The following is a 24955-nucleotide window of genomic DNA, read 5'->3' on the forward strand; positions in this document are numbered from 1 at the left end:
TTCCGTTATCGCTCGTTATCATGAGAGTTAAGCCAACTATATCATATTAATTTGCCAAAATCGTGTTCAAATATTTGTTTTAAGGGAAAACATAATAAAGAAGAAAGAGCGGAGGAACATGCCATGGTACTAGATCAAACAAAAAAATTACTCATCGTCATCATCGGCGCTTTACTCAATGCTGCCGGGCTGAACTTATTTTTGATTCCGGCAGATGTATATGCCAGCGGATTTACAGGTGTTGCCCAGCTTTTATCAAGCGTCGTTGATCAATATGCCCCCTTTTACATATCGACGGGAACGCTCTTGTTCCTCTTAAACATCCCGGTCGGTATTTTAGGTTGGCTGAAGGTCGGCAAATCGTTTACGGTTTACAGCATTTTAAGTGTCGCACTCACTACTCTGTTTATGGGGATCTTGCCGGAAACAAGCCTGTCACATGACATTTTGCTGAACGCGGTGTTCGGCGGCGTCATTTCCGCAGTCGGTATCGGCTTAACATTAAAATACGGAGCTTCGACAGGCGGGCTTGATATCGTCGCCATGGTGCTCGCAAAGTGGAAGGATAAACCCGTCGGCACGTATTTCTTCATTCTGAACGGGATTATCATCTTGACTGCAGGATTATTGCAAGGTTGGGAGAAAGCATTATATACCCTGGTTACACTATATGTGACAACGAGGGTGATCGACGCCATTCACACTCGCCACATGAAGCTCACGGCAATGATCGTGACGAAAAAAGCGGACGAAATCAAGGAAGCCATTTACGGAAAAATGGTGCGCGGCATCACAACTGTTCCGGCAAAAGGAGCTTTTACGAACGAACAGAAAGAAATGATGATTATCGTCATCACGAGGTATGAACTGTACGATTTAGAAAAGATCGTCAAAGAAGTTGATCCGAAAGCATTTACGAACATTGTTCAAACGACTGGGATTTTTGGTTTCTTTAGAAAAGACTGACGAAAGCAGGTGGAAGTCGTGAAACGGCTGCTTGTGATGCTCCTCCCCGTGCTGCTTTTGATAGGCTGCGGGAAAGATGAGCAGACAGAACCCGATAAGGAGGTATCAGGCGGAATGGAGAATCAAGAGGTTGTTTTATCTATTGACGCAATTCAGGAGCCTGAACAAATCAAGTTTAACATGTCGCTGAAGAACCAAAGCGAACGTGCTATTGAGTTTCAATTCAGCACAGGGCAAAAATTTGAACTTGTCGTGTATGATTCTGAGCACAAAGAAAGATACCGTTATTCGAAAGACAAAATGTTTACGCAGGCTTTTCAAAACATGACGCTTGAATCTGGAGAAACATATGATTTCTCTGATGTGTGGAAGGAAGTCCCTGAGCCCGGAACCTATGAGGTAAAGGTGACATTTAAGGGCAGGGCGGAAAATCTCAAGCAGGTTCAGGCTGTTCAGCAGTTTGAAGTCAAATAAGAGGCTATGGCGAGTCGCCATAGCCCTTTTTTATTGCAGTTTGTCCAGCTGATTTTGAAATTGATGCAGCTGTTGACGTTCCGCATCTGTCGAATTGGCATACGCAGAAGATACAGCATTTTTGGCTCTCAGAATCGCTTGCTCCTGATCGCCTTCCTCAAAGCCGTTTGTCACCATGACCGCCTGTTGAACAAATGATTTTGCCTGCTGAAACAGTTCATTTCTCATTTAATATTCATACTGCCTTTCAGCCGAGTCTCGTGCCGCGGCATGCTGATGAGCTTCTTCTAAAGTAGACCGATATGGAAATTTTGCGGCGTGTAGCCCGATGGAGTCTTTACCCTGCTGAATAAACCTTCTGGATTTGCTTCGTTTACCCATTTTGAGACTGCCCCCTTCCATACTTTGACGAGATGAGTCGTCTTCAATAGTATGGTGGGGTAAAGTAAGGTTTATGAGTGGGAAAAATTAATACGGACCTTCTTTAAAGTGAGAAATATTCTTTCAAAAACCTTGCCACGCCGTCCTCTTCATTTGTAGCCGTTGTTCGGTTGGCAATCTGCTTGACCGCGTCAATTCCATTTCCCATTGCAACGCCGCAGCCTGCAAATTCAAGCATTTCCAAATCGTTATCCTCATCCCCGAAAGCAATGATCCGCTCCCTCGGCACGCCGTAATAATCGCTGATTTTCTGCAGGCCGACCGCTTTATTCATGCCGCTTTTGATAATTTCAATGACATGCCACGGTGCGGCCCATCTTCTATGGTCGATTACCTCGGCATGCACATCCGATAAATATGAGCGTATTGCTGGCACATCCTCTTCTTTTGCATGTATGAGTACAGACGTCACATCTTCACCAAGATTTTCCCTCAAGTCTCCGACTGTTACATTTGTTGTGTTCATGTTAAAGGCATCTATCAGGTGCTCATCATGGTAATGAAAGTATACGTCGTCAATCACTTCAGCAAGCACGTTATGTACGTTGTAGCTCTCGCTGATATCCACGAGCTGTTTGACAACATCAAGCGGCAGTGACGTATGATACCGCCCCCAGCTGTCGTCTTGCGGATGATGGACAAATGCTCCGTTAAAATTGACAATTGGCGTTGTCAGCTCCATCTGCTGGTAGTACATGGAACTTGAACGATACGGACGGCCTGTTGAGATGCAGACATAATGCCCGTCATCTTTTAGGCGCTGTATCGTCTGAAGGGTGTTTTCAGATATGGTTTTATCATCCTTTAATAATGTTCCATCTAAATCTAATGCGATTAAATAGGGTTTTGTCTCCATGAAAAGCTCCTTTAACCTTAGATTTTGCTTGTTTTGCCTTACTTACAGTGTAGCTTTTTACCATCTTTATTGTCTACATGTTACACTTATGATTATGGTTATCCTAAGGAGGGGCACATTGTGATACAAATTGAGAATCAAACCGTTTCCGGTATTCCGTTTTTACATATTGTAAAGGAAGAGAACAGGCACCGCGCTGTTCCTCTCGTGATCTTTATACATGGTTTTACAAGCGCGAAGGAACACAACCTTCATATTGCTTATCTGCTTGCGGAGAAGGGTTTTAGAGCCGTTCTGCCGGAGGCTTTGCACCATGGGGAACGGGGAGAAGAAATGGCTGTCGAAGAGCTGGCGGGGCATTTTTGGGATATCGTCCTTAACGAGATTGAAGAGATCGGCGTACTTAAAAACCATTTTGAAAAAGAGGGCCTGATAGACGGCGGCCGCATCGGTCTCGCAGGCACGTCAATGGGCGGCATCACAACGCTTGGCGCTTTGACTGCATATGATTGGATAAAAGCCGGCGTCAGCCTGATGGGAAGCCCCAATTACGTGGAGCTGTTTCAGCAGCAGATTGACCATATTCAATCTCAGGGCATTGAAATCGATGTGCCGGAAGAGAAGGTACAGGAGCTGATGAAACGTCTCGAATTGCGGGATCTCAGCCTTCAGCCGGAGAAACTGCAACAGCGCCCGCTTTTATTTTGGCACGGCGCAAAAGATAAGGTCGTGCCTTACGCGCCGACCCGGACATTTTATGACACGATCAAATCCCATTACAGCGAGCAGCCGGAACGCCTGCAATTTATCGGAGATGAAAACGCTGACCATAAAGTCCCGCGGGCAGCTGTGTTAAAAACGATTGAATGGTTTGAAACGTACTTATAAAGCACTAAGTTATTAACAAGAGCTGAATTTACGTTATACTGTAGAAAAAAGGAGTGAGGGAACGTGGAAGAAGCATTAAAAGAAAACATCATGGGCGCCCTGGAACAGGTTGTGGATCCTGAGCTTGGCGTTGATATCGTGAACCTTGGTTTGGTATACGATGTTGACATGGATGAAGACGGCTTAACGCACGTGACGATGACACTGACATCAATGGGATGCCCTTTAGCGCCGATTATCGTGGATGAGGTGAAAAAAGCATTAGCGGACCTTCCTGAAGTGAAAGACACAGAGGTTCACATTGTATGGAATCCGCCTTGGACTAGGGATAAAATGTCCAGATACGCAAAAATTGCGCTTGGCATTCAATAAAACAATAGAGGACAGCCTGACATGTGAGGCTGTCCTTTTTTACAGCTGAAAGGAGTGAAAGGAAATGATGTACCTGCTGGCAGTTTTATGCCCGCCGCTTGCTGTTTTGTTTTCGGGAAAACCGTTTCAGGCCTTGCTGAATCTCATATTGACCTGTATCTTTTGGCTGCCGGGCGCGATTCACGCCTGCTTTATCGTCGCCGACCGCCGTGCCGAAAAACGGGCAAGAAGATAATTTGGAAAAATGAGGACGCAGTCATGGTATAATGGTCATAAAAAACAGCAGGGAGAGCACTATGAAAAAGAAATTGCTTGCATTCGCGCTTTGTACTGGCGCGTATGCGGCCCTGTTTGCGTACTCTGTGAACTCAGAGCAAAAAACAGACACAAGCGAGATGACGGATGTCAGCCGCCTGATGCCTGTAAAAATAAAGCAGACAGTGAAAGGGCAGGAAGAGGAAACGCTCATTGACACAGTCAAAGAGGCAAATCGAAAAAACATAAAAATTTCAATCGCCGGGGCCCAGCACTCCATGGGCGGCCATACATATTATGAGGACGGCATCGTTCTCGACATGACGGGCTACAACAAAATCCTGTCACTCGATCAAGAGAAGAAAACCATCAGGGTGCAAAGCGGTGCAACGTGGAATGATATCCAGAAATACGTGAATCCATACGGACTCGCGGTAAAAGTCATGCAGTCACAAAACATTTTTACAATCGGCGGATCTCTCAGCGCAAATGCACACGGGCGTGATATTCGCTACGGCTCGCTGATTGATACAGTCAAATCATTCCGGCTTTTAAAAGCTGACGGGACGATTATCACTGTCACTCCAAAAGATGATTTGTTTACGGCGGTCATCGGAGGGTACGGCCTTTTTGGCGTGATTCTTGATGTAACGCTTGAGCTGACAGATGATGAGCTGTATGTCATGAAGACAGAAAAAATGAATTACAGCACATACGCAGACTATTTTTCAAAGCATGTAAAAGGAAATCCAGATGTCCGAATGCATCTGGCGCGAATTTCAACAGCGAAAAAAGGATTTCTGAAAGACATGTATGTCACAAATTACGTATTGGCTGATCATCAGGATCAACTGCCATCATACAGCGATCTCAAAGAAGATGAGTATACGGGAGCCACAAAGTTTGCACTCGGTTTGTCAAGACGGTATGAATGGGGCAGGAATTGGCTGTGGGACACACAGCAATCCTATTTCCTGAGCCAAAACGGCACAGAGATTTCACGCAATAACGTCATGCGGTCCGAATCAAAGTTTCTTGAGTATGAAAACAATGACAACACAGATGTTTTGCAAGAATACTTTGTGCCCGTGAAGGAGTATGGGTCCTATATTGATGACCTGAGACAAACGCTGTCGGACGAAGATCTGAACCTGCTGAATATTACGATCCGCTACGTGCAGAAAAATGAAAAGGCCGACCTTTCCTATGCGAAGGACGATATGTTTTCGCTCGTGCTATTAATAAACGAGGGCTTTTCAAAAGAAGACCAGGCAGATACTGCCCGAATCATCAGGCGCATGACAGACGTTGCCATCAAGCACGGCGGCAGCTATTATCTGCCTTATATGACCTACCAGACAAAAGCGCAAATGAGGCAGGCATATCCGAAAAGTGAAGCGTTTTTTCAGAAAAAACGAACCTATGACCCGGATGAGCGCTTTATGAATTACTTTTATCAGAGGTATAAATAATGGGGAAAAACAAATTAAAATGGCTGACATTATCACAAAGCAGCGTGTTTTTCGCAAGCAGCTTAATCTTTCCGTTTTATATTCTGTTTGTGAAAAATATCGGCTCAAGCTACACACAGTTCGGTTTTTCCTACGGATTGTTCGGGTTGAGCGGAGCGCTCATTTACCCGCTCCTAGGACGGCTGTCTGAAAAGTTTTGACAGCCGTTATTTTCTGCTTCTGAACTCGTGGGGGATGGCTGTTCTGCTTTTATATGTCCCGCATATCGGAAGCGTCGTTCAAGTGTATATCGTCCAAGTGCTGTTAGGGCTCTTTGGAGCGATGCAAAAGCATGGAGAAAAAGTGCTGATCGCTAATTTTACAGACAGCGGAGAGCGTGGAAAGAAGATTGGGAATTACCATTTTTGGACAGCTGTCTTTTCAGCAGCAGCCATTATGCTCGGGGGTTTTCTCGCTGACTTTTTCACAGTGCAAATGATTTTTTATGCAAGCTCTATTCTATATTTTTTCAGTGGATTGATGATGATGAAAACAGGCTGACGCGGTCAGCCTGTTTTTTTATGCGGCTGAAAAGCGGCGACACATCAATGTTTTCTGCTGGAGTCGTGCTGATTTTTTTGAGCGGAATTTCCATTGAACAGAAAATTTATAAATGAATAAAAATATTAAATATACGATTGAATTAATTTTTATTCATGTTATAATGTTAAATAATTTCACAAAGACCAAGAGGGTGAACTTGTTTTGAAAATAGGAATTGTAGGTGCTACAGGATATGGAGGCACCGAACTTGTCAGGATTCTCTCGCATCATCCTCATGCAGAGGAATGCATACTTTATTCATCCAGCGGAGAGGGGAATGTCTATAGCGAGGGTTATCCTCATCTTACCGGCTTAGCGGATCAGAAGCTGAAGCCGATTGATATGAATACGATCAAACACGAAATAGATATCATGTTTCTCGCTGCGCCGCCCGGAGTATCAAGTGAATTGACTCCAAAGCTGGCAGACGCGGGAATTCCGGTCATTGATCTGTCAGGTGATCTGAGGATACAAGAACCGGCTGAATATGAAAAATGGTATAAACGGACAGCGGCACCGAAGGCGGTGATTCAAGAGGCGGTATACGGTCTGGCAGAACTGAATCAACAGCAAATTCAACAGGCGAAACTCATTGCCAATCCAGGCTGTTTTCCAACAGCTGTTTTGCTTGGCCTCGCGCCATTGGCTCAAAAGAAACTGCTCGATGAATCTTTTGTTATCGTTGACGCGAAGACGGGTGTTTCCGGAGCGGGAAGAAAAGCATCCATGGGAACCCATTTTTCTGAGCTGAACGACAATTTTAAAATTTATAAAGTCAATGAACATCAGCATACGCCGGAAATTGAGCAGGCGCTGAATGAATGGCAGCCAGGTCTCGGGCCCATTACATTTTCGGCTCACTTGGTTCCGATGACAAGGGGCATCATGGCGACGATGTATACCAGATTAACCTGTGATCTATCCGCAGATGACCTGCATGATTTATATTCGGAATTTTACCAAGATTCATATTTTGTGAGAGTGAGGCCAAAAGGTCAGTACCCGCAAACGAAAGAAGTGTGCGGCAGCAATTTCTGTGATATCGCCGTGACCCTCGATGAGAGAACGAACAGAGTCACGATCGTCTCGGTAATCGATAATTTAATGAAGGGTGCCGCCGGTCAGGCAGTGCAAAACTTTAATTTGATGAATGGCTGGAATGAAGAAACTGGACTCACCATCACGCCAATTTATCCATAGAACGGGAGAGAATCGAACCATGATTCAGTTAAGTGAAGATCAAATTATAAAAGTAACAGGTGATGTATCCTCGCCAAAAGGGTTTCAGGCAAAGGGTGTGCATTGCGGGCTGCGCTACTCGAAAAAAGACCTCGGCGTCATTATCAGCGAGACACCGGCTGTGAGCGCAGCAGTTTATACCCAAAGCCACTTTCAGGCTGCTCCGATCAAAGTGACACAAGACAGCTTAAAGCACGGACCGACACTGAAAGCCGTCATCGTCAACAGTGCCATTGCCAATGCCTGCACGGGAGAACAAGGCCTAAAGGATGCATACACAATGCGGGAGAGCTTTGCTTCACAGCTTGGCATTGAGCCGGAGCTTGTCGCTGTTTCATCAACTGGCGTCATCGGCGAGCATTTAGACATGGAAAAAATCCACGCGGGGATCGAGCTGCTGAAAGAAACACCTGCGGGATCAGGCGATTTTGAAGAAGCGATCTTAACAACCGATACGGTGATTAAGCAGACGTGCTATGAACTCGCGATCGGCGGCAAAACAGTCACGATCGGCGGAGCGGCCAAAGGCTCAGGGATGATACACCCGAACATGGCCACGATGCTGGGATTTGTGACAACTGACGCGGCAATCGAAGAAAAAGCGCTGCAAAAGGCGCTTCGGGAAATCACTGACGTTTCATTTAACCAAATCACAGTTGACGGAGAAACATCCACGAACGACATGGTATTAGTTATGGCGAATGGCTGCGCCGAAAACGAGTGCCTGACAGAAGACCATCCAGACTGGCCGGTCTTTAAAAAAGCGCTCTTGCTCACTTGTGAGGATCTGGCTAAAGAGATTGCCAGAGACGGAGAAGGCGCGACAAAACTAATTGAAGCCCAAGTACAGGGGGCAAAAAATAATCTTGATGCAAACGTCATTGCCAAAAAGATTGTTGGCTCAAATCTTGTAAAAACGGCAGTATACGGAACAGATGCCAACTGGGGGCGGATCATCGGAGCCATCGGACACTCCGCAGCACAGGTGACGGCAGAAGAAGTAGAGGTTTATCTTGGCGGCCAATGCCTGTTTAAGAATAACGAACCTCAGCCATTCTCTGAATCTCTCGCCAAGGAATACCTTGAAGGAGATGAAATCACCATTGTCATCAAGATGGATGAGGGGGACGGAAACGGGAGAGCGTGGGGCTGTGACCTGACCTATGACTATATCAAAATTAACGCGAGCTATCGCACGTAATAAAGGGGAGCGAAATGAAGAAAACAATCGTTTTTAAATGCGGGGGAAGTGTCATCCGTGAGCTGTCGGAAGAATTTTTTCAAAATCTGAAAGAGCTGATGGCGTCAGGCTGGAAGCTGGCGATCGTACATGGCGGGGGACCGGAAATCACAAATATGCTGAAACGGTTAAATATCAAGACAGAGTTTTCGGGCGGACAGAGGAAAACAACGAAGCCGGTGCTGGAAGTGGCGGAAATGGTTTTATCCGGTTCTGTCAATAAATTTTTCGTTGCTGAGCTTGCCAAACACGGACTGCGAGCCGCAGGCATTTCTGGTAAGGATGGCGGTCTTTTGGAGGCTGATTATCTAGATCCGGAAACATACGGAGAAGTGGGAGAAATCAAAAAAGTCGATGCGTCCATGGTGAACGCGCTGATGGAAAATGGCATCATCCCCGTTATTGCGCCGCTGTCTATGACAAGCGACTGCAAAACGCTGAATGTAAATGCTGATCTGGCTGCTTCAGCAGTCGCCGGAGCGCTTGAAGCCGATAAGCTGATGTTCGTCACGGATGTCGATGGAATCATGAAGGAAAAGCAGCGTCTGGACGTCCTGACCCCTAAGGAGATTCAGATGCTGATCAAGCAGGAAGTGATCACAGGAGGGATGATCCCGAAGGTCAATTCAGCCTTGTCAGCTTTATCAGATCAGGTGTCTGAAGTCATGATCGTAAACGGAAAAGGATCATTCTTCGCAGAACAAACCTTTCAAGGGACAAAAATCGTCAAAGCAAAGGAGGCTGTTTCATGAGCAGCTTGTTTCAAACCTACGGCCGTTGGGATATTGACATCAAAAAAGCAAAGGGAACGTACGTTGAGGATCAAAACGGCAAAACGTACCTCGATTTCATTCAGGGGATTGCGGTATCAAATCTAGGACACTGTCATGAAGCGGTGACAGAGGCAGTCAAAAAACAGCTTGACAGCGTATGGCACGTATCCAACCTGTTTCAAAACAGTCTCCAAGAGCAAGCGGCGCAGAAGCTGGCAGCGCATAGTGCGGGAGATCTTGTCTTTTTCTGCAACAGCGGCGCGGAGGCGAATGAAGGTGCGATAAAGCTTGCCAGAAAAGCAACTGGAAAAACAAAAATCATCACTTTTCTTCAGTCGTTCCATGGCCGCACGTATGCAGGGATGGCTGCGACCGGACAGGATAAAATCAAAACAGGCTTCGGCCCGATGCTTGAAGGCTTTCACTACCTGCCATACAATGATCCTTCTGCTTTTAAAGCTCTTGGGGAGGAAGACGATATTGCCGCGGTGATGCTTGAAACAGTGCAGGGAGAAGGAGGAGTCAATCCGGCGAGTGCTGAATTTTTATCAGCCGTACAGTCGTTTTGCAAGGAAAAGCAAGCCCTTCTCATCATTGATGAAATCCAGACCGGCATCGGACGGACGGGAAAAGGCTTCGCATATGAGCACTTCGGACTCTCACCGGATATCATCACAGTCGCCAAAGGATTGGGAAACGGCTTTCCGGTCGGCGCTGTCATCGGAAAGAAACAACTTGGAGAAGCGTTTACCCCTGGTTCTCACGGAACGACTTTCGGAGGAAACATGCTGGCGATGGCTGCTGTGAATGCCACATTGCAAATTGTATTCCAGCCTGACTTTTTGCAAGAGGCTGCTGACAAAGGGGCGCTTTTAAAAGAACAGCTTGAGGCAGAGCTAAAGAGCCCTTTTGTTAAACAAATCCGAGGTAAAGGATTAATGCTTGGAATTGAGTGTGATGGCCCGGTTGCTGACATTATTGCTGAATTGCAGACATTAGGCTTGCTTGTATTGCCGGCCGGCCCGAACGTGATTCGGCTGCTGCCGCCGCTCACCGTGATTAAGGATGAAATAGCAGAAGCCGTCAGCAAGCTGAAACAGGCAATCGCTCATCATTCCGCTGTAAACCAGTGATTTTTTTTTCGATATAAAGGCATAAAAATTCATTTTTATAATTAATTATTCATCAAGAGGTGGGCTGTTAGATGGAAGGTTATTTAGTGTTAGAAGATGGGACATCGTTCAGCGGCGAGCTGGACGGTCATGAAAACTGTACGGGAGAAGCTGTTTTTTTCACAGGAATGACAGGCTACCAGGAAGTGCTGACAGATCCATCATATAAGGGACAGATTATTGTATTTACCTACCCGCTGATTGGCAATTACGGCATAAATGAAAAGGATTTTGAAAGCAAGAAACCGCAAGTAAAAGCCGCGGTTGTCTATGAGGCGTGTGATCACTTTTCTCATTATGAAGCGGTATACAGCCTCAAGGAGTATTTACAGAAATGGAACATTCCGCTGTTAACCCATGTTGATACGAGGGCTGTCGTGAAGAAAATCCGGGCAAACGGGACGATGGGTGCGACAGTCACAGCCTCTAAAGAAGGAGCTGAGATTGCCCTTCAACCAGAGAATGTGGCAGAGCAGGCTTCCGCCCAGAAAATCAGCACATTTGGCGACGGGAATAAACACATCGCTCTCATTGATTTTGGCTATAAAAAGTCAATCGCATCATCACTTGTCAAACGAGGCTGCAAGGTTACCGTGGTGCCATACCAGCAAATGGAGGCCGTATACAACATCAAACCCGATGGCATTGTGCTATCGAACGGACCTGGAGATCCGAAAGCCATTCAGCCATATTTAGGAAAGATCAAAAGCATCATCAGCCGCTTTCCGACTCTCGGCATTTGTCTCGGACATCAGCTGATCGCGCTCGCGTTCGGAGGGAATACTTTTAAGCTGCCATTCGGGCACAGGGGAGCTAATCATCCGGTCATCGACCGTGAGACGAAACGGGTCTTTATGACAAGCCAAAACCACAGCTATGTGGTTGATGAACAGTCGATTAATGAAGAAGAGCTCACGATCAGGTTTCATCATGTCAATGATACGTCAGTTGAAGGGCTTGCCCATAAAAAACTGCCTGTCATGAGTGTTCAATTCCACCCGGAAGCCCATCCCGGACCGGCGGAAAGCGAATGGATTTTTGATGATTATCTAAAGAATGTGATACCAGCAAGGAGAGAAATCGCGCATGCCTAAAGACACCAGTATTTCAAGCATATTAGTAATCGGCTCAGGCCCGATCATCATCGGGCAGGCAGCAGAATTTGATTATTCAGGCACTCAAGGTTGCATCGCGCTGAAGGAGGAGGGCTACCGGGTGATTCTCGTCAACAGCAATCCGGCGACAATTATGACTGATGAAGCCTTCGCTGATGAAATTTATTTTGAGCCTCTGACAGCAGAAAGCCTGACAGCCATCATTAAGAAAGAACGGCCTGATGGGCTTCTTGCCAATTTAGGCGGTCAGACCGCGTTGAATTTAGCGGTGGAGCTTGAAGAAACGGGTGTTTTAAAAGAGCACGGCGTCAAACTTCTCGGCACATCCGTTGAAACGATACAAAAAGGAGAAGACCGGGAAAAATTCCGTTCGTTAATGAATGAATTAAAACAGCCCGTACCGGAGAGTGAAATTGTTGATAACGAGGCCGATGCCCTCCATTTTGCGGAATCCATCGGTTTTCCTGTTATTATCAGACCAGCTTACACATTAGGCGGAAAGGGCGGAGGAATCGCCCCTGATAAAGAAGCCTTTACAGCTATGATTAAGCAGGCGCTATTAGCAAGCCCGATCAATCAATGCCTTGTCGAAAAAAGCATTGCCGGTTTTAAAGAAATTGAATATGAAGTCATGCGTGACAGCAATAACACATGCATTACCGTCTGCAATATGGAAAATATCGATCCGGTCGGCGTGCATACAGGTGACTCTATCGTTGTGGCGCCGTCACAAACATTGACAGACGAAGACTATCAAATGCTGCGGACAGCAAGTCTGACGATCATCTCAGCACTTGATGTTGTAGGCGGCTGCAACATTCAATTCGCGCTTGATCCATTCAGCAAGCAATATTACGTCATTGAAGTGAATCCGCGTGTAAGCCGGTCATCGGCTCTCGCATCTAAAGCGACCGGTTATCCGATTGCGAAGATGGCCGCGAAACTGGCAGTCGGATACACCCTTGACGAGCTGAAAAATCCGCTCACAGGCTCGACTTACGCAAGCTTTGAACCGGCACTGGACTATGTGATCGTCAAATTTCCGCGCTGGCCGTTTGATAAATTCAAAAACGCAGATCGCAAGCTTGGCACAAAAATGAAAGCCACCGGTGAAGTGATGGCGATTGAACGGAATTTAGAAGCGGCGATACAAAAGGCAGCCGCGTCGCTTGAATTAAAAAATATCGGGACACACCTTCCAGAGCTCAGCGGGTTGTCAATTGATACGCTATGGGGTTTGGCAATCACTCCGGATGACCGCAGATTTTTCGTTGTCATGGAGCTGTTGAGCCGCAGCGTCTCGATTGATGACATCCATGAAAAAACAAAAATTGATCCGTTTTTCCTTCATACCTTTGACAACATCATCAAATTGGAAAACCGCCTGATGGAAGCAGGGAGCGATCTCACTTTTGAATTATTGAAGAAAGCAAAGGAAAAGGGATTCTCAGACGCAACGATTGCCTCGCTGATCAGCAAAACAGAAGAAGAGGTGCGCGCGCTTCGCAAGGAGATGGGCATTACGCCTTCCTTTAAAATCGTAGATACATGCGCGGCAGAGTTTGATGCGAAAACAAACTATTTTTACTCCACATATTTCGGAGAGACCGATGGAGACATCAGCCGCAAAGAGAAAAAACGCGCGCTCATTATCGGATCAGGCCCGATTCGGATCGGCCAAGGCGTTGAATTTGATTACAGTGCTGTTCACGGTGTGCTGACACTGCAAGAGCTTGGGTTCGAAACCATCATGATTAACAATAACCCGGAAACGGTCAGCACAGATTATGAAATTGCGGACCGCCTGTATTTTGAACCGATGACAACGGAGCATATTGTAAACGTGGCGGAGCAGGAAAATATTGATTTTGCAATTGTGCAATTCGGCGGCCAAACTGCAATCAATGCTGCTGAAGCGCTCGAGAAAGCCGGCATCACTCTTCTTGGCACATCATTTCAAACGCTCGACGTGTTAGAGGATCGGGATCAATTCTATCAGCTTCTTGACGAGCTGGGATTGAAGCACGCAAAAGGAGAAATTGCCTATACAAAAGAAGAAGCCGCTTCAAAAGCCAGTGAGATTGGCTATCCGGTGTTAATTCGTCCATCTTACGTTATCGGCGGAATGGGCATGATCATTGTTGACTCGCAAGCCCAGCTTTCTCAGCTGCTGAATGATGAGGACAGCATGCCATATCCGATTTTGATTGATCAGTATGTGTCTGGAAAGGAAGTCGAAATTGATTTGATTTCCGACGGCGAGGATGTCTTTATCCCGACATATACCGAGCATATTGAACGGGCAGGTGTCCATTCGGGGGACAGCTTTGCCATTCTTCCGGGACCGTCCATCACGAGCGGGCTGCAGCAGGGCATGAAAGATGCCGCACAAAAAATTGCTCGAAAACTTTCATTTAAAGGCATCATGAACATCCAATTTGTGATCGACAATGGAAACATACTCGTTCTCGAAGTGAATCCTAGAGCGAGCCGCACGGTTCCTGTCGTCAGCAAAGTAATGGGCGTTCCGATGATTCCGCTCGCCACACGTCTACTGGCGGGAGCGTCCTTAAAAGATCTAAATCCGGCAGTTCAAAATTATCATGGAGTTGCCGTGAAGTTCCCTGTTTTTTCTTCTCATGCGATCCAGGATGTGGATGTCAAGCTTGGGCCGGAAATGAAATCAACGGGAGAAGGCATGTGTGTCGCCTATGATGCCAACAGCGCCTTGAAAAAAATCTATACAAGAGTCTGGAGTCAAAAAGGAAGCATTTATTTGCAAAACGTTCCGGAAGATGTGAAGGAGTTAGCAGAAAACGCAGGTTTTACAATACATGAAGGGACATTTGTCTCATGGATGGAACAGGAAGGAAAATCGCTCCACATCAATCTGAGCGGTTCTGAAGAAGCACGCAAAGAACGTTTGGAAGCCATGACGCACGGCATCCCTGTCTTTACAGAAGAAGAAACTGTGCGGGCGTTCTTACAAAGCAGTTCAGGCCATCCGCAACCTGTATCTCTCAAAGACCTCTATAAAAAGGAAGTGGCATCATGCACACAGTGACGCAAACCAGTTTATACGGAAAAGATTTATTAACGTTAAAGGACCTTAGTGAACAGGACATAAACGCCTTGCTCGCAGAAGCCGGTGAGCTGAAACAAAACAAAATTCAGCCTATATTCCATGGCAAAACCTTGGCGATGATTTTTGAAAAATCATCAACGCGGACCCGTGTTTCATTTGAAGCGGGCATGGCGCAGCTGGGCGGGAACGCCCTCTTTCTAAGCCAGAAAGATCTGCAGCTGGGGCGCGGTGAGACTGTCGCTGATACGGCAAAAGTGCTGTCAGGCTATGTGGATGCCATCATGATCCGGACCTTTGAACATGAAAAGGTGGAGGAACTTGCCAAAGAAGCTGACATTCCGGTGATCAATGGACTTACCGATAAATACCACCCATGCCAGGCGCTGGCGGATCTCTTGACGATTAAGGAGATAAAAGGGAAGCTTAAAGGCGTAAAAGTCGCATACATCGGTGACGGAAATAACGTGGCGCACTCCTTGATGATCGGCTGCGCGAAAATGGGCTGTGATATCTCGATCGCTTCACCAAAGGGATATGAAGTGTTAGATGAAGCAGCTGAAGCGGCAAAGACATATGCACTTCAATCCGGCTCTTCTATCACGCTGACAGATGATCCGATTGAAGCTGTAAAAGACGCGGACGTGATTTATTCTGATGTGTTTACAAGCATGGGGCAGGAAGCGGAAGAGAAAGAACGTCTTGCTGTCTTTGCGCCTTATCAGGTGAATGCGGCGCTAGTCAGCCATGCCAAGCCTGACTATACATTTTTACATTGTCTACCTGCGCATCGTGAGGAAGAAGTGACTGCGGAGATTATTGACGGGCCGAACTCTGCAGTGTTCCAGCAGGCGGAAAACCGTCTTCATGTGCAAAAAGCACTGCTGAAGGCCATTTTATATAAAGGGGAATCATCAAAAAACTGCTGAGCCAAACTCAGCAGTTTTTTTGATGGCAACATATTCACAGCCGCTTAGGCGCATACTACAGCAAAAAGGAAAAGGAGGAAAAACAGTGGGACAGCAGCACCAATTCCGGCCCGGACAGAAAGCGCCTAATAACGGTGTCTACGTAGAAATCGGCGAGACAGGGAGTATGGTTAAAAACCCTCAAAAGGTCCATCTGTCAGCAGGGGAAATGTTTCCCGAAACATCAAACCACAACCGGCTGTGGACCTACAAAAGAAAGCCGTGACCACTAAAAAACCCAAAACAATAAATGTTTTGGGTTTTTGGCTTTTTAATGCTGGCTTGCATTTTTGTTCATAGGCATGATTTCTGCTAAAACCATGATTAAGACATACAGTACAACAGCAATGACAGATGATGTTTTGAAATTATACGTAACGCTGTTCATGCTTGCAACCAAGTAGCATGCCATATGTGATAAAAGGAACGTCCAAATAAAGGCAATAATATATCGCACGTTTCCACCTCGTCCTTCTCATTCTATTCTAAAAGTTATCATACCATACAAAAAGCGAAGGGGGAATCCAATTTTAGCAGAAAGTGAGGTGACAAAAGAGTCTGATTCGTCACACTTTAATGGTAAAATATAAAAAACGTCAATCAGTATAATAGCCAAAAATGTAAAAGGCTAGGACTTTACCTTATTCGTTTCTTTTCTATTTACATAAGATAGCGTGAGATGAAGTGTGAAAGGAGGCGGGCAAGCGATGGGAATAACGGAAAGATACTTTCAACTGGGAACGGAGCATAATGTCATTCATCTGCCCTATCGCCCGAACGGCTTCGGCATCTTTATCTTGGGGGACAGAACCCACTTTGTCGGACATGATTCAAGCTTTTGGCAGCAGCATTACGGCAGAAATCAGCTTCTGAGCATGTTGAGGAATGAAGGATATACTCTTTTTAACAGCAATCTGTTCGGAAGGCATTGGGGGGCGGAAAAAGCAGTCACCTATGCCAAACAGCTGATACATTCTGTGCTGAAGCAGGAAATCCTCAATCCGAAGATTCATATATTAGCAGAAGGCATGGGTGCTCTCGTGGCCGATGAACTGCTTCGTTTTTCCCCGGATCATATCCGCTCAGCCGCAATGTTGAATCCTTGTCTCGATCTTCAGGCACATTATGAATCGGAAAAAGAAAATAAATTTTTCTATAAGCAATTTTTGAAAGAAGTTTCGAAAAGCTACGGAATTTCTGAAAAAGAAGCGGAAGCGCTTCGTTATAAAACAATTCAAAGCTACCCGAGCGGCGTACCGATTCATATATGGCAGCGTATGACCGGAGCTCCATATCCCTACAGCGTACATGCGGAAGTTTTCAAGGAAAAACAGCAAAAGCAAGGCTCACCGGTCGACATGACATTTCATTTATTTGAGCATCCAAGCAGAATTTATGCATCAATTTGCAAATTCTTTCACAGTCATGAAAAAGAATTATAGAGAATATAATGACAACAGCCTTCTCTTTTGCGGAGGCTGTTTTGTTTTGGGAAATGAAAAACCGGAAGGGCGGCAGATGCAATGGAATCAACGCTAATTGTAGGTGCGGACGAATTTTTCGGCCTTTCATTATGTGAGCGAATGATGGATGAAGGCATACATGTTGACGTTGTTCTGGCGGAAACAGAAGATAAAATGAGACAAATGTACTTAGAAGAAAGACTCATGTGGCTTGGGAGAAATGAACTCTTTCGCCAGCTTGAACACATTGGAGACCAAAATTATGATACAATTTGTATCCAGTTCGGAAGTTTTTTGCCTTTAGACCAATATGATTCTCCTTATATTTTAGTATATGAAGAAGACCGAAAAGAATGGGAAAAGCGTGAAAAAACAGGCTCGGAAAAAACCGTGATCCTGCCGAAAATGTATGGGCCATGGAAAGAAGAAACAGAGGAAGACGGCTATTATACAAATGACGTCGCTGACGAGTTGCTGAGATTCCTGTTAGAACCAATCGGTCATAGCAAAGATCAGCTTTTTGAATTGCAAGTCACAGAGAAAACCTCAAAAGAAGAAGCAAAAACAAAAATTATCGAGTGGAAAAGACAATTTTCATCAATTTTCGACAAATATTAAGAAAAACCTTCCATGTTTCGAGTTTTCTAGATACAATAAACGTATAAAATAATACATGTTATAGCTTGTCAAAAGGAGTTGAACATGACTTGATCACAAGGCTTGTCATGATCTTTTCTGTCCTCCTTTTATTGAGTGGATGTGGACAAACTCCGTTCAAAGGAAAAATTGAGAAGGTCGGCATGCTCTTTCCTGATACGATTAATGACCTCGTATGGGGCACAAAAGGGTATAAAGGATTACTGAATATACAATCCAAATACAATGTGGACGTCTATTATAAAGAAGGCGTTAAAACAGAAGAAGATATCATAAATGCGATTGAGGATTTTCATAAGAGGGGCGTCAATCTGCTCTACGGCCATGGGAGTGAATATGCTGAGGTGTTTAACCTGGTCGGCGAAGATTATCCAGATATGGAATTCGTCATTTCCAATGCGAAAGCGAAAGCTGATAATGTAACGAGTGTCCATTTTAGCGGGGAAGCAATGGGCTTTTTTGGAGGAATGACTGCTGCCCATATGTCGAAAACGAATCAGGTCGGTGTAATTGCCTCCTTTACGTGGCAGCCTGAGGTTGACGGTTTTATCAAAGGGGCCAAGTATGAAAATCCGGATATAGAGGTAAATACGAAATATACGGATCATTGGGATGATGATACAACAGCAGTAAAGCTTTATCAGAAAATGAAAAACGAAGGCGCGGATGTTGTGTATCCCGCCGGAGACGGGTATAATGTTCCTGTTATTCAGCAAATCAAAAAAGACGGTCTTTATGCCATTGGCTACGTCACAGATCAATCGGATCTGGGCGAGAATACCGTATTAACCAGCACGGTGCAAAATGTGGACAAGGCCTATGAAATCATTGCTGAACAATTTAATAAAGGCACCCTTGAGGGCGGCGATCATTACTACGACCTGAATACGGGAGTCGTTGAGATGGGGACATTCAGCCCGCTCGTCGACAAAGACTTTCAGCAAAGAATCGCCAAGCTGATCAAAACATACAACAAAACAGGCGAGCTGCCAAAAAACGAATAATGGAGTGACGTCACATGCAGCACGAAAAATCACTTGAATTCTTGCAAATTGCCATGAAATATCTCCCTGAAGCGAAAGAACAGCTTGAGAAATCAGGCATTGAGCTCTCAATGGAGGCCATCCAGCCGTTTATGAATCTATTTACAACGGTAATGGCGGAAGCTTATGAGCTTGGCAAGTCTGACGCTAAATCTGAAACAGAATAAGAAGAAGCCACTTTTTTGAAAGTGGCTTTTCACATGATTTTCTTTTTAATAGCGGAGAGCATGGGCGCAAGCTCCTTTAAAGCGGGCTTGATTTGATCAAGAGAGTTCATAATTGAACCGATTTGGTCCATAATATGCATGTAATGAATCGTCTCTTCGTCGTTTGTCTGAGAAACCTCCTCTTGCTGTTCCTCCTTCTCTTCTGTTGGTTTTGCTGCATCGCCGAACATCATTCTTGAAAACACATCCAACTGCATACGCCTCCTTTCCATATACCATACTCTATGAGTAAGATGAACTGATAGTTTAGACGAATATATTGCCATGTGAAAAAAAATAGGATAGAATTAGTACCTGATACTAATAATTGATCACAACCTGATTGATCTTCTAAATTTAAGATATAAAGGAGTCTTCCCTTATGAAAGCTGGAATACTTGGTGTTGGACGTTACATTCCTGAGAAGGTTTTAACAAATCATGATCTTGAAAAAATGGTTGAAACTTCTGACGAGTGGATTCGTACAAGAACAGGAATAGAAGAAAGAAGAATCGCAGCAGATGATGTGTTTTCATCACATATGGCTGTTGCAGCAGCGAAAAATGCGCTGGAACAAGCTGAAGTGGCTGCTGAGGATCTGGATATGATCTTGGTTGCAACTGTTACACCTGATCAGTCATTTCCTACGGTCTCTTGTATGATTCAAGAACAGCTCGGCGCGAAGAAAGCGTGTGCTATGGATATCAGCGCGGCTTGTGCGGGCTTCATGTACGGGGTTGTAACCGGTAAACAATTTATTGAATCCGGAACCTACAAGCATGTTCTAGTTGTCGGTGTAGAGAAGCTCTCAAGCATTACCGACTGGGAAGACCGCAATACAGCCGTTCTGTTTGGAGACGGAGCAGGCGCTGCGGTAGTCGGACCAGTCAGTGATGACAGAGGAATCCTTTCATTTGAACTAGGAGCCGACGGCACAGGCGGTCAGCACTTGTATCTGAATGAAAAACGACATACAATCATGAATGGACGAGAAGTTTTCAAATTTGCAGTCCGCCAAATGGGAGAATCATGCGTAAATGTCATTGAAAAAGCCGGACTTTCAAAAGAGGATGTCGACTTTTTGATTCCGCATCAGGCGAACATCCGTATCATGGAAGCTGCTCGCGAGCGTTTAGAGCTTCCTGTCGAAAAGATGTCTAAAACTGTTCATAAATATGGAAATACTTCTGCCGCATCCATTCCGATCTCTCTTGTAGAAGAATTGGAAGCCGGTAAAATCAAAGACGGCGATGTGGTCGTTATGGTAGGGTTCGGCGGAGGACTAACATGGGGCGCCATTGCTATCCGCTGGGGCCGATAAAAAAAGGTGAGGTGCACACAAGATGACTAAAAAAAGAGTAGTTGTTACAGGACTTGGAGCATTATCTCCACTTGGCAACGACGTCGATACAAGTTGGAATAACGCAATCAACGGTGTGTCCGGAATCGGTCCGATCACTCGTGTTGACGCTGAAGAATATCCGGCAAAAGTTGCCGCTGAATTAAAAGATTTTAATGTTGAAGATTATATGGATAAAAAAGAAGCCAGAAAAATGGACCGCTTTACACAATATGCGGTTGTGGCTGCGAAAATGGCGGTTGAAGATGCAGATCTTAACATTACCGATGAAATCGCGCCGAGAGTGGGTGTTTGGGTAGGCTCCGGTATCGGAGGACTTGAAACACTAGAGTCTCAATTTGAAATCTTCTTAACAAAAGGCCCAAGACGGGTAAGCCCGTTTTTCGTGCCAATGATGATTCCTGACATGGCGACAGGCCAGATTTCTATTGCATTAGGAGCAAAAGGGGTGAACTCTTGTACGGTTACAGCATGTGCTACAGGAACGAACTCCATCGGTGACGCGTTTAAGGTTATTCAGCGTGGTGATGCAGACGTGATGGTCACAGGCGGAACAGAAGCGCCGCTGACAAGAATGTCATTCGCCGGCTTTAGTGCCAACAAAGCGCTGTCTACTAATCCAGATCCGAAAACAGCGAGTCGCCCGTTTGATAAAAACCGTGATGGCTTTGTCATGGGGGAAGGTGCAGGGATTATCGTTCTTGAAGAACTTGAGCATGCCCTGGCCCGCGGCGCTAAAATTTACGGAGAAATTGTCGGCTACGGCTCAACCGGAGACGCTTATCATATCACAGCACCGGCCCAAGACGGTGAAGGCGGAGCGAGAGCGATGCAAGAAGCCATTAAAGATGCAGGCATTGCACCTGAGGAAATTGATTACATCAATGCTCACGGGACAAGCACGTATTACAACGACAAATACGAAACAATGGCGATTAAGACCGTTTTCGGTGAGCATGCGCATAAACTTGCGGTAAGCTCTACAAAATCGATGACAGGCCACCTCTTAGGAGCAGCCGGCGGTATTGAAGCCATTTTCTCTATCCTAGCCATTAAAGAAGGCGTGATTCCGCCGACAATCAATATTCAAACACCTGACGAAGAATGTGATTTGGATTATGTGCCTGATGAAGCCCGCAGACAGGAACTTAATTATGTTCTCAGCAACTCATTAGGATTCGGCGGACACAACGCAACATTAATCTTTAAGAAATATCAATCATAATCAAGCCAAACCGGCTGCCCTTAAAGGGTAGCCGGTTTTTTTTGTGTGCATAGGATTAAAAGAGGAGGCGATCACATGAGTGTAGAACAAACATATAGCTGGCTCAGGGAGGCTGATTCAATAGATGATTTGGCGCATTACATTATCCCGCTTTTTTCAGGTGCGGAGAAAAAGAACTGGAAGGGCATTCTGGGGCATCTTCAGCATCATGGGATGTTTAAAAACATAAAAGAGGGTATTCAGACTGTTTCCAAGCTGAAGGAAAAAGGTTTTTACGGACATATCCAAAAGGAAGAACAGTACCTCAAAAACAAATGGCAAGGTCCTAATGTACCAATTGTCACGCTGCCGGTTGATGAACGAAACAGGAGAATCCGTTTAGAATTCGGATCAAAATCAGGACTCGCCTTTCAAGACAAAATGTTTCTTTTTCTTTCGTCAGATTTAGATTTTGGGTCGGTATCTGCCCTTATGACGCATGAGTATCATCACGTTTGCCGGTTAGGTCATCTGACAAAAGAGGAAAAGGATGTCACATTACTTGATACAATCATCATGGAAGGGCTGGCGGAATATGCTGTTTATGAGAGGTTCGGCCGAAGTCAAACGGCTGAATGGACGACTTGGTATACACCGGAACAGCTTCAGTCTTTATATGAAAAAAAAGATTGCGCCCCATCGGGATATCAAACGGGATAATCGATTATTTCCCCAGCTGTTATTCGGCAAAGGATATCAGCCGAAAATGCTTGGATACGCAGTTGGATTCAATATTGTAAAAAAATATTTAACCGCCAGCAAGGCAAGCGCCGCAGACGGACTGTCCATTCCTGCTGAAACCTTTTTGGATGCAATGCTTTAAAAGGATAAAATAATGGAATTTCATTAATAATATTACATTTATCCTAAAAAATTCTTGATTTTGCAAAATGATTGTAATAATATACAACTATAAAATTTTTCGATAATTCAATATTATTTATTATTTCTGAATAAGGGGATTGCTTTCTCTTGAAAACGTTTGACGACAAGAGGGGGGAAAGGGGAGCTAGCATGAGCACACTTTTAGAAGTGAATAATTTAAAGACTTATTTTTTCAGGAAAAAGGAGCCGATCCCTGCGGTTGACGGAGTCGATTTTCACATCAGCAAAGGCGAAACAGTCGCGCTTGTAGGTGAATCGGGCTCCGGAAAAAGCATTACTTCTTTATCAATTATGGGCCTCGTCCAAAGCTCAGGCGGAAAAATCATGGACGGCTCTATTAAACTCGAAGACAAAGACCTCACCTCATTCACTGAAAACGATTATTGCAAAATCCGCGGTAACGAAGTATCCATGATCTTTCAGGAACCAATGACCTCCCTTAATCCGGTGTTAACAATCGGAGAACAAATTACCGAAGTGCTGATTTACCATAAAAACATGAAGAAAAAAGAAGCCCATCAACGAGCTGTTGAACTCTTGCAGATGGTCGGTTTCTCCCGGGCGGAGCAAATTATGAAGGAGTACCCGCATCGGCTGTCCGGCGGTATGAGACAGAGGGTGATGATTGCCATCGCACTGAGCTGTAATCCTAAACTGCTCATTGCCGATGAACCAACGACAGCGCTGGATGTGACAATACAAGCCCAGGTGCTGGAGCTCATGAAAGATCTCTGTCAGAAGTTCAATACATCGATTCTTCTCATCACACACGACTTAGGTGTCGTGTCTGAGGCTGCCGATAGAGTAATTGTCATGTACTGCGGACAAGTCGTAGAAAACGCTACCGTTGATGACTTATTTTTAAAACCGCTTCATCCGTATACAGAAGGCCTGCTTACGTCAATTCCTGTTATAGATGGAGAGATTGATAAATTAAATGCGATTAAAGGCAGTGTGCCTACACCGGATAATCTGCCGCCGGGATGCCGTTTTGCCCCAAGGTGCCCGAAAGCTATGGATAAGTGCTGGACAAATCAGCCTTCGCTTTTGACACACAAAAGCGGAAGAACGGTGAGATGCTTTTTATATGAGGAAGAGGGTGCCGAACAATCATGACAGCAGCTAATCAAGAAACAATCTTAGAGCTTCGTGACGTAAAAAAATACTTTCCGATCCGGTCAGGCCTTTTTCAAAGAAAAGTCGGTGATGTAAAAGCGGTGGATGGTGTTTCATTTTCGTTAAAAAAAGGAGAAACACTCGGAATCGTTGGAGAGTCGGGCTGCGGAAAATCGACTGCCGGCAGAACGATGATCAGACTGTACAAACCGACAGAGGGCCAAATTCTTTTTAAAGGGCAGGATATTTCCAATCTCTCAGAGGAGAAGCTGCGGAAGAGTGTCCGCAAAAATATTCAAATGGTTTTCCAAGATCCATTTGCTTCGTTAAACCCGAGAAAGACCCTGCGTTCCATCATAAAGGAGCCGTTTAATACGCACAACATGTATACCATGCGTGAACGAAACGAAAAAGTTGAAGAGCTGCTTGCAAGAGTAGGGCTTCACCCGTCGTTTGCCGGCCGTTATCCCCATGAGTTTTCAGGCGGCCAGCGCCAGCGGATCGGCATTGCCAGAGCACTCACTTTGAATCCAGAGCTGATCATTGCAGATGAGCCGGTTTCCGCACTTGATGTATCCATTCAGGCCCAAGTGATTAACTTGATGGAGGAATTACAGGAAGAATTTAATCTTACGTATCTATTTATCTCTCATGATCTGAGTGTCGTACGCCATATCAGCGACAGAGTCGGAGTAATGTATCTTGGCAAAATGATGGAACTGACCGGCAAGCATGAGCTTTATGACAACCCGCTTCACCCATATACCCAAGCGCTTTTATCCTCCGTTCCGGTTACAAGAAAAAGAGGATCTGTCAAACGTGAACGCATTGTCCTGAAGGGAGAACTGCCTAGTCCGGCCAACCCGCCAAAAGGCTGCGTATTCCACACAAGATGTCCTGTTGCAAAACCGATATGCAAGGAACAAATACCAGAATTTAAAGAAGCTGCTCCCAGCCACTTTGTGGCTTGTCACCTTTATAGCTAATGTTGCCCGCACAGCTTTGAGAGGGGGTATGCACACTACATAAACAACAGCTGAGAAGAACGAACATTTCAAGAGGGGGA

Annotated in this window: 27 protein-coding genes and 2 pseudogenes; 24 read left to right on the forward strand and 5 right to left on the reverse strand. The window is 45.3% G+C overall.

Annotated features, from left to right (window positions below; genetic code table 11):
- Window positions 1–123: 123 nt before the first annotated feature.
- Window positions 124–966, forward strand: coding sequence for a YitT family protein (locus AC0OMU_RS02630; protein ID WP_003245017.1), 843 nt, complete (start codon window positions 124–126; stop codon window positions 964–966).
- Window positions 967–984: 18 nt separating this feature from the next.
- A complete protein-coding gene (locus AC0OMU_RS02635; protein WP_047182417.1) occupies window positions 985–1440 on the forward strand; it encodes a BsuPI-related putative proteinase inhibitor in 456 nt (151 codons plus the stop codon).
- A gap of 30 nt (window positions 1441–1470) precedes the next feature.
- Here the strand turns inward: AC0OMU_RS02635 and AC0OMU_RS02640 are convergent, their stop codons facing one another.
- The 3 genes from AC0OMU_RS02640 to yitU all read right to left on the reverse strand — a co-directional run bounded on the left by AC0OMU_RS02640 (window position 1471) and on the right by yitU (window position 2737).
- Window positions 1471–1668 carry a DUF3813 domain-containing protein gene (locus AC0OMU_RS02640; RefSeq protein ID WP_003245613.1) on the reverse strand — a complete coding sequence of 66 codons (198 nt, stop codon included), beginning with the start codon at window positions 1666–1668 and terminating at the stop codon, window positions 1471–1473.
- The gene (locus tag AC0OMU_RS02645) at window positions 1669–1821 is read right to left on the reverse strand and encodes a hypothetical protein (RefSeq protein WP_015483078.1); all 153 of its coding nucleotides are present in this window, start codon (window positions 1819–1821) and stop codon (window positions 1669–1671) included.
- Window positions 1822–1924: 103 nt separating this feature from the next.
- Window positions 1925–2737, reverse strand: a complete 813-nt coding sequence (gene yitU, locus AC0OMU_RS02650) for a 5-amino-6-(5-phospho-D-ribitylamino)uracil phosphatase YitU (RefSeq protein ID WP_014476412.1) — start codon at window positions 2735–2737, stop codon at window positions 1925–1927.
- Window positions 2738–2857: 120 nt separating this feature from the next.
- On the opposite strand from yitU, the gene AC0OMU_RS02655 reads away from it, so the two are divergent.
- From AC0OMU_RS02655 to AC0OMU_RS02715, 13 genes and pseudogenes are all read left to right on the forward strand, one after another.
- Window positions 2858–3625: a prolyl oligopeptidase family serine peptidase gene (locus AC0OMU_RS02655; protein WP_015383329.1), complete on the forward strand. Its 768-nt coding sequence runs from the start codon at window positions 2858–2860 to the stop codon at window positions 3623–3625.
- A gap of 63 nt (window positions 3626–3688) precedes the next feature.
- A complete protein-coding gene (locus tag AC0OMU_RS02660) occupies window positions 3689–3997 on the forward strand; it encodes a metal-sulfur cluster assembly factor (RefSeq protein ID WP_014479422.1) in 309 nt (102 codons plus the stop codon).
- 64 nt (window positions 3998–4061) lie between these two features.
- Window positions 4062–4232, forward strand: coding sequence for a YqaE/Pmp3 family membrane protein (locus AC0OMU_RS02665; RefSeq protein WP_003232996.1), 171 nt, complete (start codon window positions 4062–4064; stop codon window positions 4230–4232).
- A gap of 61 nt (window positions 4233–4293) precedes the next feature.
- Window positions 4294–5724 (forward strand): FAD-binding oxidoreductase, encoded by a 1431-nt coding sequence (locus tag AC0OMU_RS02670; protein ID WP_181218819.1) that lies wholly within the window; start codon window positions 4294–4296, stop codon window positions 5722–5724.
- Window positions 5725–5768: 44 nt separating this feature from the next.
- Window positions 5769–6264, forward strand: a pseudogene (locus AC0OMU_RS02675) (MFS transporter).
- Between the two features lie 204 nt (window positions 6265–6468).
- Entirely contained in the window at window positions 6469–7506 is a 1038-nt protein-coding gene (argC, locus tag AC0OMU_RS02680; RefSeq protein WP_047182419.1) for an N-acetyl-gamma-glutamyl-phosphate reductase, read from the forward strand.
- Between the two features lie 19 nt (window positions 7507–7525).
- Entirely contained in the window at window positions 7526–8746 is a 1221-nt protein-coding gene (argJ, locus tag AC0OMU_RS02685; RefSeq protein WP_100506193.1) for a bifunctional ornithine acetyltransferase/N-acetylglutamate synthase, read from the forward strand.
- A gap of 14 nt (window positions 8747–8760) precedes the next feature.
- Window positions 8761–9537 (forward strand): acetylglutamate kinase, encoded by a 777-nt coding sequence (gene argB, locus AC0OMU_RS02690; RefSeq protein ID WP_014476417.1) that lies wholly within the window; start codon window positions 8761–8763, stop codon window positions 9535–9537.
- A complete protein-coding gene (locus AC0OMU_RS02695) occupies window positions 9534–10691 on the forward strand; it encodes an acetylornithine transaminase (protein WP_474240882.1) in 1158 nt (385 codons plus the stop codon). Before argB ends, AC0OMU_RS02695 begins: the two co-directional genes overlap by 4 nt.
- 71 nt (window positions 10692–10762) lie before the next feature.
- A complete protein-coding gene (locus AC0OMU_RS02700; protein WP_327830567.1) occupies window positions 10763–11824 on the forward strand; it encodes a carbamoyl phosphate synthase small subunit in 1062 nt (353 codons plus the stop codon).
- A complete protein-coding gene (locus AC0OMU_RS02705) occupies window positions 11817–14909 on the forward strand; it encodes a carbamoyl phosphate synthase large subunit (RefSeq protein WP_474240883.1) in 3093 nt (1030 codons plus the stop codon). The genes AC0OMU_RS02700 and AC0OMU_RS02705 overlap by 8 nt, the downstream gene beginning before the upstream one ends.
- Window positions 14897–15856 (forward strand): ornithine carbamoyltransferase, encoded by a 960-nt coding sequence (gene argF / locus AC0OMU_RS02710; RefSeq protein ID WP_100506189.1) that lies wholly within the window; start codon window positions 14897–14899, stop codon window positions 15854–15856. Before AC0OMU_RS02705 ends, argF begins: the two co-directional genes overlap by 13 nt.
- Window positions 15857–15941: 85 nt before the next feature.
- Window positions 15942–16121 carry a YjzC family protein gene (locus tag AC0OMU_RS02715; protein ID WP_003245356.1) on the forward strand — a complete coding sequence of 60 codons (180 nt, stop codon included), beginning with the start codon at window positions 15942–15944 and terminating at the stop codon, window positions 16119–16121.
- Between the two features lie 45 nt (window positions 16122–16166).
- On the opposite strand, the gene AC0OMU_RS02720 is transcribed toward AC0OMU_RS02715, so the two are convergent.
- Window positions 16167–16352, reverse strand: coding sequence for a YjzD family protein (locus AC0OMU_RS02720; protein ID WP_003245236.1), 186 nt, complete (start codon window positions 16350–16352; stop codon window positions 16167–16169).
- A 250-nt stretch (window positions 16353–16602) separates the two neighbouring features.
- Here AC0OMU_RS02720 and AC0OMU_RS02725 point away from each other — a divergent pair, with 250 nt between their 5' ends.
- The 4 genes from AC0OMU_RS02725 (at window position 16603) to comZ (ending at window position 19225) form a co-directional block, all read left to right on the forward strand.
- The gene (locus AC0OMU_RS02725; RefSeq protein ID WP_181218827.1) at window positions 16603–17337 is read left to right on the forward strand and encodes a hypothetical protein; all 735 of its coding nucleotides are present in this window, start codon (window positions 16603–16605) and stop codon (window positions 17335–17337) included.
- Window positions 17338–17418: 81 nt separating this feature from the next.
- Complete coding sequence (locus tag AC0OMU_RS02730) at window positions 17419–17976, forward strand: hypothetical protein (protein WP_015383340.1); 558 nt, start codon at window positions 17419–17421, stop codon at window positions 17974–17976.
- Between the two features lie 89 nt (window positions 17977–18065).
- Window positions 18066–19019 carry a transcriptional regulator Med gene (gene med, locus AC0OMU_RS02735; protein ID WP_014476425.1) on the forward strand — a complete coding sequence of 318 codons (954 nt, stop codon included), beginning with the start codon at window positions 18066–18068 and terminating at the stop codon, window positions 19017–19019.
- A 14-nt stretch (window positions 19020–19033) separates the two neighbouring features.
- Window positions 19034–19225 carry a ComG operon transcriptional repressor ComZ gene (gene comZ, locus AC0OMU_RS02740; protein ID WP_003224559.1) on the forward strand — a complete coding sequence of 64 codons (192 nt, stop codon included), beginning with the start codon at window positions 19034–19036 and terminating at the stop codon, window positions 19223–19225.
- Between the two features lie 29 nt (window positions 19226–19254).
- Here comZ and yjzB read toward each other — a convergent pair whose 3' ends face one another.
- Entirely contained in the window at window positions 19255–19482 is a 228-nt protein-coding gene (yjzB, locus tag AC0OMU_RS02745) for a spore coat protein YjzB (RefSeq protein ID WP_120027973.1), read from the reverse strand.
- A 164-nt stretch (window positions 19483–19646) separates the two neighbouring features.
- Here yjzB and fabH point away from each other — a divergent pair, with 164 nt between their 5' ends.
- The 5 genes and pseudogenes from fabH to appF all read left to right on the forward strand — a co-directional run bounded on the left by fabH (window position 19647) and on the right by appF (window position 24875).
- On the forward strand, window positions 19647–20585 hold the full coding sequence (fabH, locus tag AC0OMU_RS02750; RefSeq protein ID WP_003232971.1) for a beta-ketoacyl-ACP synthase III: 939 nt from the start codon (window positions 19647–19649) through the stop codon (window positions 20583–20585).
- 22 nt (window positions 20586–20607) lie between these two features.
- Window positions 20608–21849: a beta-ketoacyl-ACP synthase II gene (gene fabF, locus AC0OMU_RS02755; RefSeq protein ID WP_003244890.1), complete on the forward strand. Its 1242-nt coding sequence runs from the start codon at window positions 20608–20610 to the stop codon at window positions 21847–21849.
- A 75-nt stretch (window positions 21850–21924) separates the two neighbouring features.
- Window positions 21925–22711: pseudogene (locus AC0OMU_RS02760) on the forward strand (DUF2268 domain-containing putative Zn-dependent protease).
- A gap of 191 nt (window positions 22712–22902) precedes the next feature.
- Window positions 22903–23889: an oligopeptide ABC transporter ATP-binding protein AppD gene (gene appD, locus AC0OMU_RS02765; RefSeq protein WP_047182427.1), complete on the forward strand. Its 987-nt coding sequence runs from the start codon at window positions 22903–22905 to the stop codon at window positions 23887–23889.
- The gene (appF, locus tag AC0OMU_RS02770; RefSeq protein ID WP_003232964.1) at window positions 23886–24875 is read left to right on the forward strand and encodes an oligopeptide ABC transporter ATP-binding protein AppF; all 990 of its coding nucleotides are present in this window, start codon (window positions 23886–23888) and stop codon (window positions 24873–24875) included. Before appD ends, appF begins: the two co-directional genes overlap by 4 nt.
- The last annotated feature ends 80 nt before the right edge of the window (window positions 24876–24955 follow it).

This window comes from Bacillus sp. FAU18 (genome assembly GCF_056033885.1).

Excerpts from the sequence above, each read along its gene's own strand:
- AC0OMU_RS02630 (WP_003245017.1), top strand. The coding sequence starts at position 124 with ATGGTACTAGATCAAACAAAAAAATTACTCATCGTCATCATCGGCGCT.
- AC0OMU_RS02640 (WP_003245613.1), bottom strand. The coding sequence starts at position 1,668 with ATGAGAAATGAACTGTTTCAGCAGGCAAAATCATTTGTTCAACAGGCG.
- AC0OMU_RS02645 (WP_015483078.1), bottom strand. The coding sequence starts at position 1,821 with ATGGGTAAACGAAGCAAATCCAGAAGGTTTATTCAGCAGGGTAAAGAC.
- yitU (WP_014476412.1), bottom strand. The coding sequence starts at position 2,737 with ATGGAGACAAAACCCTATTTAATCGCATTAGATTTAGATGGAACATTA.
- AC0OMU_RS02665 (WP_003232996.1), top strand. The coding sequence starts at position 4,062 with ATGATGTACCTGCTGGCAGTTTTATGCCCGCCGCTTGCTGTTTTGTTT.
- AC0OMU_RS02670 (WP_181218819.1), top strand. The coding sequence starts at position 4,294 with ATGAAAAAGAAATTGCTTGCATTCGCGCTTTGTACTGGCGCGTATGCG.
- argJ (WP_100506193.1), top strand. The coding sequence starts at position 7,526 with ATGATTCAGTTAAGTGAAGATCAAATTATAAAAGTAACAGGTGATGTA.
- argB (WP_014476417.1), top strand. The coding sequence starts at position 8,761 with ATGAAGAAAACAATCGTTTTTAAATGCGGGGGAAGTGTCATCCGTGAG.
- AC0OMU_RS02695 (WP_474240882.1), top strand. The coding sequence starts at position 9,534 with ATGAGCAGCTTGTTTCAAACCTACGGCCGTTGGGATATTGACATCAAA.
- AC0OMU_RS02700 (WP_327830567.1), top strand. The coding sequence starts at position 10,763 with ATGGAAGGTTATTTAGTGTTAGAAGATGGGACATCGTTCAGCGGCGAG.
- AC0OMU_RS02705 (WP_474240883.1), top strand. The coding sequence starts at position 11,817 with ATGCCTAAAGACACCAGTATTTCAAGCATATTAGTAATCGGCTCAGGC.
- argF (WP_100506189.1), top strand. The coding sequence starts at position 14,897 with ATGCACACAGTGACGCAAACCAGTTTATACGGAAAAGATTTATTAACG.
- AC0OMU_RS02725 (WP_181218827.1), top strand. The coding sequence starts at position 16,603 with ATGGGAATAACGGAAAGATACTTTCAACTGGGAACGGAGCATAATGTC.
- AC0OMU_RS02730 (WP_015383340.1), top strand. The coding sequence starts at position 17,419 with ATGGAATCAACGCTAATTGTAGGTGCGGACGAATTTTTCGGCCTTTCA.
- comZ (WP_003224559.1), top strand. The coding sequence starts at position 19,034 with ATGCAGCACGAAAAATCACTTGAATTCTTGCAAATTGCCATGAAATAT.
- yjzB (WP_120027973.1), bottom strand. The coding sequence starts at position 19,482 with ATGCAGTTGGATGTGTTTTCAAGAATGATGTTCGGCGATGCAGCAAAA.
- fabH (WP_003232971.1), top strand. The coding sequence starts at position 19,647 with ATGAAAGCTGGAATACTTGGTGTTGGACGTTACATTCCTGAGAAGGTT.
- fabF (WP_003244890.1), top strand. The coding sequence starts at position 20,608 with ATGACTAAAAAAAGAGTAGTTGTTACAGGACTTGGAGCATTATCTCCA.
- appD (WP_047182427.1), top strand. The coding sequence starts at position 22,903 with ATGAGCACACTTTTAGAAGTGAATAATTTAAAGACTTATTTTTTCAGG.
- appF (WP_003232964.1), top strand. The coding sequence starts at position 23,886 with ATGACAGCAGCTAATCAAGAAACAATCTTAGAGCTTCGTGACGTAAAA.